Raw genomic sequence first — 9,903 nt, forward strand, 5'->3', positions numbered from 1 at the left:
TCGGTTACTGGCGGCAAGACCGCCGAGAGTCGCCCCAGATGTGGGCGAACATGATGCGGCGATCATATCACACTAATTTTCGCCGATCCGGGTGTTATCATCGAGACCTGGTTGCCGATCCCTCCGTGTCTTTTTCCCGGAGCGGATTCTCAAGCGCTTCAGCGCAACACGATCAGCCAATTGAGTGGCTGCAGACAGCGGCACCGTCGGCGCTGCCTCGAATCAGAAAGGCTGGCGCAGTGTCGGTTCGGTCCTATGGCGTTCTGAGTACCTATTCACCGACCCAGTGCGGGCTGGCGACCTTCACCGGTGCACTGGTCGATGCGTTGACCGCGCCGGGCGAAATCGGTTTCGTGTCGGTCGATTTCGGGCGCTGTCCAACCGTCGGCATTGTCGCCGTGGTCGACAGTCCGGATCCGGCACCGGCCCCTGAGGTGGCACATCAGTGGGAGCGCAGCGACCACCGCGGTGCCGCCGCCGCGGCCATCGCACTCAACCGCTTCGATATCGCGATCATCCAGCACGAATACGGCATCTACAGTGGGCGAGACGGCGTCGATATCCTCGAAATCGTTCGTGCCCTTCGGGTTCCGGCCATTGTCGTGCTGCATACAGTGCTGGTCACCCCGACACCACAGCAACGGATGATCCTCGAGCAGCTCGCTCGCAATTGCGCGGTCGTCGTCACCATGACGAACACGGCTCGCCGACGACTCATCGACCACTATGCGGTCGACCCGGCCAAGGTTCGGGTAATTCCGCACGGTGCCACCGACAATCGCTCCGGACAGCCCGGCGACCAACACCAGCCGATCTCCCGCACGCCGGTAATCCTGACCTGGGGACTACTCGGTGCGGGTAAAGGCATCGAATGGGGCATCGACGCGATGGCCCACCTCGCCGACTTGCGCCCGGCCGCACAGTATCGGGTGGTGGGACAGACACATCCGAGAGTGCTTGCGCGCCAGGGTGAGTCCTATCGCACCGGCCTCGTCGAGCGCGCCCAGCGCCGCGGCGTCGCCAACGCCGTGCACTTCGACGCCCGCTACCTGTCCAACATCGAGCTGTACCGGCTCATCAGACAGGCCGATGTGGTTCTGCTGCCCTACGATTCGCGTGAGCAGGTGACATCCGGCGTGCTGATCGAGGCGGTCGCGGCGGGCAAACCGGTGATATCGACCGCCTTCCCGCATGCTGAAGAACTGCTGTCGAGCGGCGCGGGCCTGCTTGTCGATCGAGAATCACCGACCGATATCGCCACCGCGCTGCGCCGCGTGATCACCGAACCCGGCCTCGCCGCGAGAATGGGCGCCGAAGCCGAACGCATCGCGCCCGAACTGTTTTGGACGTCGGTAGGCCGAAAGTATCGTGACCTTGCCGCGGAAACGCTGCGAGCCGATACGAAGCTGGCCACGGCATGAATACCATCAGCATCTCCTACGCGCACCTCTACCGACTCAGCGACGAGTGCGGCATCTTCGAACACTCGAAGTTCACCACGCCCCGCATCGAGAATGGTTACTGTGTCGACGATGTCGCGCGCGCACTCGTGGTGGCCGTTCGTGAGCCCGAGCCGACCGAACGACTACTCGAAAACACCGGCGTGTATCTGGACTTCATTATCGCGGCCCTGAACGAGGACGGAAGCTGCCACAATCGTCGGGGCACGGACCGGAGTTGGCAGGACGAACCGAGCCTCGAAGATCACTGGGGCCGTGCCCTGTGGGCTCTCGGCTCCGTCGTCGCCCGCCAACCCGACTTGGCGCAGATCGCGTTGGCGCACTTCACCCTCGGGGCGCACCGGCGGTCCCCATTTCCCCGGGCAATGGCCTTCGCCGCTCTCGGCGCCGCCGAGGTGCTGCGTGTCCAGCCGGGGAACACAGAAGCGCGCGAACTACTCGCCGACGCGGCCGCCCGGATCGGCCCGCCGACCCGCCGTCTCGACTGGCGCTGGCCCGAGCCGCGATTGCACTATGCCAACGCGGTGCTGGCCGAAGCGCTGCTCGCGGTCGGCACGCTGCTGCCCGGACAGGGCCGCGTCTTTGCCGATGGACTCGCGATGCTGCGCTGGTTACTCGAGATCGAAACCTCGGGTGATCACTTATCGGTCACCCCCGTCGACGGCTGGGCGACCGGCGAAACCCGGCCCGGCTTCGACCAGCAACCCATCGAGGTGGCGACCCTGGCGGACGCCTGCGCCCGCGCCTACGACGAAACCGGCGACCAGCGATGGAAGGATGCGGTACTGCTGTGTGAGGCGTGGTTCCGCGGCACGAACGACGTCGACACTCCCCTGATCGACCCGGTCAGCGGGGGCTGCTGCGACGGACTCGAGCACACCGGCCGAAACGAGAACCAGGGCGCCGAGTCGACGCTCGCGCTGATCTCCACGCAGCAACAGGCGCGCCGACTCACGCTGGCCGGGTAGTGGCCGACTCCACCAATCCCGCCGATCTCGTCCGGCGCAGTGCCGTGGTGCTGGTGCCGGATGCCCGCAGGGTATCGGCGAGGCTATTTCTGCCCGGCCAAGAGATTCTCGGACAAGGGATTTCACGCGCCGAGGCCATCATCGACCGCGTGCTTGCACTCACCGATGCGGACCTGCTGGCCAGCCTGGCTTCCGTGCGCCGTCGGTTCGGCGACCGCCACCGCGATATCGACGCGACATTCGCCACGCATGCGGCGCTCGTCGAACATCTGCTGCCACGGCGGGGGACCCTGACAACCGCGCGCAGGCAGCTCATCGGCGCGTACTTCACCCAGGAGTACGCGGTCGAAGCCGCGGCGCTGTTCAATCCGTCGATGGTCGCGCACCCGGACCAATCCGGCCTGGCGGCGGGCGAGCTGCGGTTCGTCATGAGCGTACGTGCGCTGGGCGAGGGGCACCTTTCGAGCATCGAATTCCGGACCGGCACAGTCGCACAACACGATTCGGTTCGCTTCGACAAGCCTTCGCCCTTTCTGGACACCGGCCGGGTCGCCGCCTCGGCGGCAGGCGACTACACCGTGAACTTCCCCGCCGATGCTCCGCTATCGGCGCGGGTGCTGCTTCCCGAGAGCCCCGACGAGAGCCGCGGCATCGAGGACGCGAGGCTGACCCGGTTCATCGAGCCGGATGGGACTGTCACCTACTACGGCACCTACACCGCCTTCGACGGCGCCCGCATCGCGCCACGGCTGTTGCGCACCAACGATTTCGGCACTTTCGTCAGCACTCGGCTGGCCGGGTCCGGCGCTGAAGACAAAGGGATGGCACTGTTTCCACGACGTGTCGACAACCGCTACCTGATGCTCTCGCGGTGGGACCGGGAAAACATCAGTGTGGTCAGCTCTTCCGACACCCGGGTGTGGCGTGCGCCGGTCACCGTCTATCGGCCAACGCACCCCTGGGAGCTGATCCAACTCGGCAACTGCGGTCCACCGATCGAGACACCCGACGGCTGGCTGGTGTTGACCCACGGCGTCGGTCCGATGCGCACGTACGGCATCGGCGCGATTCTGCTCGATCTCGACGACCCGACTCGACTCATCGGCGCACTCCGCGAGCCGCTGCTGACCGCGAACGAAGACGAACGCGACGGCTACGTGCCCAACGTGGTGTACTCATGCGGCGCGCTCGTCCACCGGAACACCCTGGTCCTGCCCTACGGCTGCGGCGACCGCGCCATCAGGTTCGCATTCGTCGACTTGTCCGCCCTGCGCCGACAGCTCATCGCTTAGACCCGGCGGCGCCGGGCGTTCTCGACGTGCACAGGGAGTTGGGGAAGTTCGTCAGTCCGCGCTCGACTTGCGGAAAAACAGGACGTTGTCGCCGTAGTCCGCTAGCGGAATAGCCAGGGCTGCTTGCCGGATCCCGCTGGCGGGCAGGTGGGTGAGTTTCGCGAACATATCGGTGTTGCCGAAGGCGGCACGCACTTGGGTTTCGGACGCGTAGTCCGCGCCGTAGTCGGCCAGGGCCGCGAAGTCCAAGGGCGCCAATGGTGTATCGAGCGGGGCTTGTCCGCTCGGGCGGCCGAGGGCGGCGTATTGGGTGGCCGCACCGTCCTCGTATCGGCACAGCTCGTAGGACATTTTTTCATTCGCGGTAACGCTGATCACCGGCCAGCGCGCGGAAAGGTGCTGTGCCAGTGGGTGTTTGCCGACCGGAGCCATCTCCCAGTTCAAGCTCATGACGACAACCGAACCGCCGTATGGCTGTTCGATCAACACCACATCATCGCCCAGGGATTCGGCCGGATTCAGTTCGGGATCGAAGGTGTGCCAGTGGGTTTCGTGTGCGCCACGCACGGCCGAGCGGTCGACCTGGCGTACGCTATCGGCGGCGTAGGCCGCGATGATCGCGGCGCGGACCTGGGCAACGGCGTCGCGAGCGCTGCAGCGGACACTCAATGCGCCGAAGGTCGCACCGATCTCCACCGGCCGCGACGGGGGATCGGGTAGGGCACCCGCGGCCAGCGGCTTCAGGCCGACCAGTGCGAGCTTCCAGTTGATCTCCTCGATCGTGGCGAGATCTCCGGAGGTTTGGTACAGAATCTGCTGCTGCGTCAGATGTCCCGCGCGCTGCAAGGTCCGGGCCTCGAGTTTGGTGAGCGCGGTGAAGGTCTTATTCGTGAGATCGATATCCTCGATCCGGGTTTCGCGCAGCCGCGCCGTCATCTCCGGCGACGTCAGTGCCGCGTACCGCTCGCGGTACATCGCCACCGCCTGTTTGCGCTGGCGGCCGACCATCAGCGTGCGCAGCAGCATGTTCAGGCTGGCGAGATACTTCCCGGACTGATCCGGATTCGCAGCGAACAGCGCGCCGCGGATGCGCACGGCATCCTCGCTGGCGGCGACGGCGGCCTTCGGGTCGAGACGACACAACCAGACGCCGCATTTCGACAGCCCGTCCGCGCAGACCGCGGCCACCTGCGGATGCGTCCGCGACACCTGGCGATAGGTATGGCAGGCATTGCGGATGGTGCTCGCCGCGAGCTCGCGGTGACCGATGTGCCGAGTCGCCTGCTCGAAGACGCGCAGCGCATCCTGGACTTCGCCCGCGAACTCGGCGGTCACGCGACCGGCGGCGAGCCAGTGCAGTCGAATGCCGACGGACTCCTGCGATGGCGCCAGCGCCTCGGCCGTCCGGTCTCTGCCGGGGCCGTTCTTGGTTGCGACCAGGCCCTTTGCGAGGTCACACAGTGACGTGGCCAAACGCAATTCGTTCTCGACCGTCCGGTCGATGGCTGCCCGGCGATCCTCGGCTACCCGACGCTCGAGTGCACTCAGATCCATCGCGACCTCAACTCCCGCTTACCCTTCCGCGCCACGGTCGTCGAGCGGCCGCATTCTGCTCGACCGAGTTTGCCATAGAAATGGCCGGAATGAGCAGGCAATCCACCGGCGACCGCTGCTGCCGAGATCGTCCTGTTGACAGCTGCGGCGACCGCGGTCTCGGACGGTGTTGCTGTTCCGTGACGTTCGTGGGTTCAGCCGAGCAACCGGTGGTTCGCGAACCTGTCAGGGGTGGTTGCGCTCGGGTGGTCGTGTTCAGCCCTCGAGCAGCAATGTGACCGGTCCGTCGTTGACGAGTTCGACATGCATATGCGCGCCGAACCGTCCGGTGGCCACGGTTGCGCCGAGCTCGCGCAGCGCCTGGGCGAAGGTCTCGACCAGCGGTTCGGCGACAGCACCGGGTGCGGCGGCGGACCAGGACGGCCGGCGCCCCTTGGCGGTATCGGCGTAGAGGGTGAACTGGCTGACCACGAGAATGGGCGCATTCAGATCCGCGGCGGCGCGTTCCCCCTCCAGGATTCGCAATCGCCACAGCTTGTCCGCCAATGCCTTCGCGGTGCCTTCGGTGTCGTCATGCGTCACGCCGACCAGGGCGACCAGACCCTGCGGATTCGGTTCGATCCGGCCCACGGTCTGTCCGTCGACGGTCACTTGCGCGGCGGATACGCGCTGCACCAGTACTCGCATGCTGCGATCCTCGCACCCGGGTGTGGCTGCACCGGACTGCCCTCAGGTCTCGTCCGGGTCGTCCGGCTTCTCTGTTTCGATCGGGCGTGCCTCTTCGGTGTGTGATGACGCCAGCTCGCGCAAGATCGCCGGGTCGATCGCGAGGTTCTCCGTCGCAGCGAGATCCGTCGACGGGATCGGTGTATCACGAACTGCCAGAAAGGTATCGAGGAGCGCGAGGGCGTCGGCCGAGAGATCGGAACCAGCGGACGACAGTTCGTCCTGCAGGATTTCCAGCCCGGATGCCGCCTCGATACCGGGCGAGGTCGGATCGACCCGCCGCCATTGCACCGCGACCATCCACGACGGGTCACCACAGGCCCACGCCCAGATGACATCGCGAGCAACCGTGTGCCGCAAGGTATACACGCGAAAATGTTCCGACGCGGATCCGGCCCGGTGCTCGATTTCGTAGACCCACTCGTGGCGGCGCGTTCGGATATAGGTCTCGTCCGCGCGTGTGACGACCAGGAACGGGTCATCCGGGTCGGCGGCGGCGACCACGAAGTCGTCGAGTAGTGCGCGGGTGAGGTAGGGCAGTGACCGGCCATCGCCGACGGTTACGTGGACCTCGACCCGCCCGCGGGGGTCGTAGAGGTGGCCCGTCTCGACGTCGAGCACGGCGAGGTCGCGGTCCTTGGTGAGTTTCAGTACGGCGAGCAGGTGCTGGCCGCGGTTCGGTCCCCAGGTGCGCAGTACGGCTCCACGTGAATCCGCAGCCGCCGCAACGAATCCGACTGCGCCGCCGTTGCGGTCGATCTCAGCGATGAGGTCGTCGACGGCGGGCGGGTTCGCGCTGTTGTCCGGCGCGATGCACATCTGTCGGTACTGTTCCAGCGCGTCGAGCGCGGTATCGACCGTTTCGGCGGGTACCACCGCGAACTCGCAGGTCACCGCCAGGCTGGTCAGCAACGCCTCGAATTCCGGGGTCGGGCGCACCTCGACATTGTGATCGGGATCGACCTCGGTAATGGCAGCCAGGCTGATCTCTCCGTCTCGCCACCAGTAGACCGCCGGGCTGATGGGCCGCGGTTCGCTGCGGTAGGTATTGGCGGCCACCTTGCCCAGCAGGATCATCGCCGTCAGCGCATTCGGTCCGACAATCGGGTGCGCGTAGACATTGCCCTCGTGCGAGACTACGAAAAGCGCTCCGTAGGTGCCGATTACCGGATAGTCGCCGAGCCAGTTCGAGTGGGCACTCGCGGAGTCCGAGCCGCTCAGAATGGCGAAATGCGCATCGTTGAAGTTCCGCCATTCGATCTGGAGCCGTCCGGCGGCGCGGGTGTTCGCCTCCGCCAGCTCGAAGAGTTCAGTGCTGTCGATCTGCCACTCGTCGAGCTGGTCGGTAGTGACGGCCTCCGCGGTGAGAAGTTGCTCGATCACCATCACCTGAATGATTCCCGGCGCGACGTAGCGGCCGACGATGTCGATGCCCGCAATGGTGTCCGACGACGCGAACCGTGTCCTGAGAAGACCACGCACCGTGAGGAATTCGTCGGTAGCGAGTGAATCGGCGTAATCCGGATCCACTCGCGCCAGGAACGTCTCGACATGATCGGCGATGAGCCCGGGCCACTGCTCGAACGGTTGCTCGTTCAGCCTGCGCCGCAGGTTGTGCAACCACAGGAAATGCGGCCCGTCCCCGCGCGGGCCCACCAACCGCAGCTCGTCGGGTTCAGTTGCCCGGCACGAATACCCCATCTGCTCCGCCGCCACGGTCACCAGCGAAATCAACGGGTCCGAAGGCAAGTCGGCCACGATATCTCCTGAAATCGGCGTCCCTTCGACCCTAGGCGTCCCGACACACCCGTTGTCGCCGTCTGTGGGAGGTCCGCTTGATCGGCGGTGAGTTGCGTTACGGTCTTCCCAGCTGTGGGTGCGGTTCGCGGCGGTAGACTCGAGGTGTCGATAGGGTCGGCTCACGACGGGGTGATGGTTGCACAGAGCAACCGAAAGTCAGGGCGCTACACCAATTCTCTTAGAAGATACGGGGATATGACTAAGGGTTACGATGAGAGGCCGGCCACGCTGGCTCCTATCTTTCTAGCCAGTTTCGCGCTGTGGGTCGGTCGGAGCGTACGGGATGTGGTGAGTCCGTCGAGGGGCGGGCGGCAGGGGTTGGTCGTACCCGATCGGGATTTCCAACTCGAGGCTGTCTTCGATGAGCAGACTCCGGTCGTATTCCGTGGTGTCGCAACAACTTGGCCCGTATTCGAGGATTTTCAGCCGGAAGCGCTGCGTGAGAAGTATGGCGACCAGAAGGTCGCCGCGCTGACCAGTACGACCAATGTGTTCACGCAGGAAACATCGCCGGTAGAGGTGCTCGAATACCGCGATGTCATGGCAGCCGTCTTCGACGAGCCCAAGCCGGGCAAGAACTACTACTCGCGTGCCGCCGCGGACCCGCAGCCGCTGGCCGATCAGCTGCCCGCGCGCGTCGGCACCCGGCAGCAGAGTCCAGCGGCGAGCAGCGTGTGGATCGGCCAGCAGGGCAATCTGACACCGCTGCACAATGATCCATGGCACGGCCTGCTGATTCAGTTGCACGGCCGCAAGCGGGTCCGGCTGTTTCCGCCGAATGAGTACCGCAATGTGTACGGCCGGATTCCGCTGAAAGTTTCGGACCCCTACACCGGGCTGCCCGACGAGTTCGACCCGGATGTGAGCAGCTTCGAGAAGCTGGGGGAGGCGTCCTTCTACGACGTGGTCCTCGAGACCGGTGACATCCTCTACATTCCGATGTTCTGGTGGCACCAGGTCGAATCCGTGGATCCGGCGATCTCGTATGTCGCGCGCTATAACCCGAGCTACTTCGAGTTCATGAAGGCGGCGTTCTTCCCGATGGCGGTGCGCGGTGTGCTGCGCATTGTCGACGGCATCGTGGGCAGGTTCCGCAAGCGCAAGTAGCGGCGAACCACGGTTGGTGGGCGCTGTAACTGGCGCGGCACTTGCCGTTCATGTTCGAGCTACGGATGAGTTGCCAAGCGCTGGCATCGTCGACTCAGAGAGTCCGATGGTGATGGGTGCGGGGAACCGCTGGAGCTCGAGGAGTGCGCGATGTCGGACAAGTTGAGGCACGACGCGGATCTGTTCGAGAAGGCCGCCGAGCGGACCAGCGCGGTTCGGGATCGGGTCAATAGCGTGCTGAGCACGTTGGATGCCGCGCTCGCCGGACGCGGTGCGCCGTGGGGGAACGACAAGCTGGGTCGCCAGTTCGCCGAAGGGCCAGACGGATACAAGGTCGCTCGCGAGAAGATGACCGGGAATATCAAGACCACGGCGACGAATTTCGACAACTTCTACACCGGTCAGACCAAGACCGCCGAGGAACTGCGGCGGATGGACCAGTCCAACGGCGACGGCTTCCGGTGAGTTGTTACCCATGACGAACGAATTCGCCAAGGCCGAGATGGCCGCGGTGCTCGATGAGGTCCAGCAACAGTTTCGGGCGATCGCGCAGGTACAGCAGCAGCGTGCCGAACTGACCGCCAGCGCTACCGTGCGCAAGCGGATCACGGTCACCGTGAATGCCGATGGCACCATCATCGAAACCAAATTCGCTTCCGGCATTGAGGAATTGAGCTACGGCGAGATCGCGAAGGCGGTGACCGAAGCGGCGCAGCGGGCGACCGCCGAGGTGTCGCGCAAGGCGCAGGAGTTGATGATGCCCCTGCACGATCGTCGCGCGCGACTACCCAAACTGTCGGATCTGATCGAGGGCATGCCCGACCTGAGCGCCGAAATGCCGAAGGCGCCGAAGGTTTCGCTCGCTCCGCCGAATTCCGAAGAGCGCCAACTAATTTCCGATAAAGACGGCGCGCAGATGGAATTCAGCAATGTCGAGGTCCTCTCGCGTCAATCGGCCACGGACCGCGGAGTCACCGATTCCAGCTGGTGACCGAG

General features: G+C 65.1%; 9 protein-coding genes. 6 read left to right on the forward strand and 3 right to left on the reverse strand.

Going from position 1 to position 9,903, the window contains the following annotated elements; genetic code table 11:
* Positions 1-239: 239 nt before the first annotated feature.
* Genes ACIBI6_RS20975 through ACIBI6_RS20985 form a run of 3 tightly spaced genes read left to right on the forward strand, consistent with a single transcriptional unit; the run spans position 240 to position 3,720 of the window.
* Positions 240-1,421, forward strand: coding sequence for a glycosyltransferase (locus tag ACIBI6_RS20975; protein WP_364355400.1), 1,182 nt, complete (start codon positions 240-242; stop codon positions 1,419-1,421).
* Positions 1,418-2,428, forward strand: coding sequence for a glycosyltransferase (locus ACIBI6_RS20980; protein WP_364355397.1), 1,011 nt, complete (start codon positions 1,418-1,420; stop codon positions 2,426-2,428). The genes ACIBI6_RS20975 and ACIBI6_RS20980 overlap by 4 nt, the downstream gene beginning before the upstream one ends.
* Complete coding sequence (locus ACIBI6_RS20985) at positions 2,428-3,720, forward strand: glycoside hydrolase family 130 protein (protein WP_364355394.1); 1,293 nt, start codon at positions 2,428-2,430, stop codon at positions 3,718-3,720. The genes ACIBI6_RS20980 and ACIBI6_RS20985 overlap by 1 nt, the downstream gene beginning before the upstream one ends.
* 51 nt (positions 3,721-3,771) lie before the next feature.
* On the opposite strand, the gene ACIBI6_RS20990 is transcribed toward ACIBI6_RS20985, so the two are convergent.
* The 3 genes from ACIBI6_RS20990 to ACIBI6_RS21000 all read right to left on the reverse strand — a co-directional run bounded on the left by ACIBI6_RS20990 (position 3,772) and on the right by ACIBI6_RS21000 (position 7,758).
* On the reverse strand, positions 3,772-5,274 hold the full coding sequence (locus ACIBI6_RS20990; RefSeq protein ID WP_396957417.1) for a hypothetical protein: 1,503 nt from the start codon (positions 5,272-5,274) through the stop codon (positions 3,772-3,774).
* Between the two features lie 255 nt (positions 5,275-5,529).
* A complete protein-coding gene (dtd, locus tag ACIBI6_RS20995; RefSeq protein WP_364355388.1) occupies positions 5,530-5,961 on the reverse strand; it encodes a D-aminoacyl-tRNA deacylase in 432 nt (143 codons plus the stop codon).
* Positions 5,962-6,003: 42 nt separating this feature from the next.
* Entirely contained in the window at positions 6,004-7,758 is a 1,755-nt protein-coding gene (locus ACIBI6_RS21000; protein ID WP_396957418.1) for a hypothetical protein, read from the reverse strand.
* A gap of 237 nt (positions 7,759-7,995) precedes the next feature.
* Here ACIBI6_RS21000 and ACIBI6_RS21005 point away from each other — a divergent pair, with 237 nt between their 5' ends.
* The 3 genes from ACIBI6_RS21005 to ACIBI6_RS21015 all read left to right on the forward strand — a co-directional run bounded on the left by ACIBI6_RS21005 (position 7,996) and on the right by ACIBI6_RS21015 (position 9,898).
* Complete coding sequence (locus ACIBI6_RS21005; protein ID WP_396957419.1) at positions 7,996-8,907, forward strand: cupin-like domain-containing protein; 912 nt, start codon at positions 7,996-7,998, stop codon at positions 8,905-8,907.
* A gap of 150 nt (positions 8,908-9,057) precedes the next feature.
* Positions 9,058-9,372 carry a hypothetical protein gene (locus ACIBI6_RS21010; RefSeq protein ID WP_364355379.1) on the forward strand — a complete coding sequence of 105 codons (315 nt, stop codon included), beginning with the start codon at positions 9,058-9,060 and terminating at the stop codon, positions 9,370-9,372.
* 10 nt (positions 9,373-9,382) lie between these two features.
* Positions 9,383-9,898, forward strand: a complete 516-nt coding sequence (locus ACIBI6_RS21015) for a YbaB/EbfC family nucleoid-associated protein (protein WP_364355376.1) — start codon at positions 9,383-9,385, stop codon at positions 9,896-9,898.
* Positions 9,899-9,903 lie beyond the last annotated feature (5 nt).

The sequence above is a fragment of the Nocardia sp. NPDC050412 genome, from assembly GCF_044458825.1.
GTDB lineage: Bacteria > Actinomycetota > Actinomycetes > Mycobacteriales > Mycobacteriaceae > Nocardia.

Excerpts from the sequence above, each read along its gene's own strand:
- ACIBI6_RS20980 (WP_364355397.1), top strand. The coding sequence starts at position 1,418 with ATGAATACCATCAGCATCTCCTACGCGCACCTCTACCGACTCAGCGAC.
- ACIBI6_RS20990 (WP_396957417.1), bottom strand. The coding sequence starts at position 5,274 with ATGGATCTGAGTGCACTCGAGCGTCGGGTAGCCGAGGATCGCCGGGCA.
- dtd (WP_364355388.1), bottom strand. The coding sequence starts at position 5,961 with ATGCGAGTACTGGTGCAGCGCGTATCCGCCGCGCAAGTGACCGTCGAC.
- ACIBI6_RS21005 (WP_396957419.1), top strand. The coding sequence starts at position 7,996 with ATGACTAAGGGTTACGATGAGAGGCCGGCCACGCTGGCTCCTATCTTT.
- ACIBI6_RS21010 (WP_364355379.1), top strand. The coding sequence starts at position 9,058 with ATGTCGGACAAGTTGAGGCACGACGCGGATCTGTTCGAGAAGGCCGCC.
- ACIBI6_RS21015 (WP_364355376.1), top strand. The coding sequence starts at position 9,383 with ATGACGAACGAATTCGCCAAGGCCGAGATGGCCGCGGTGCTCGATGAG.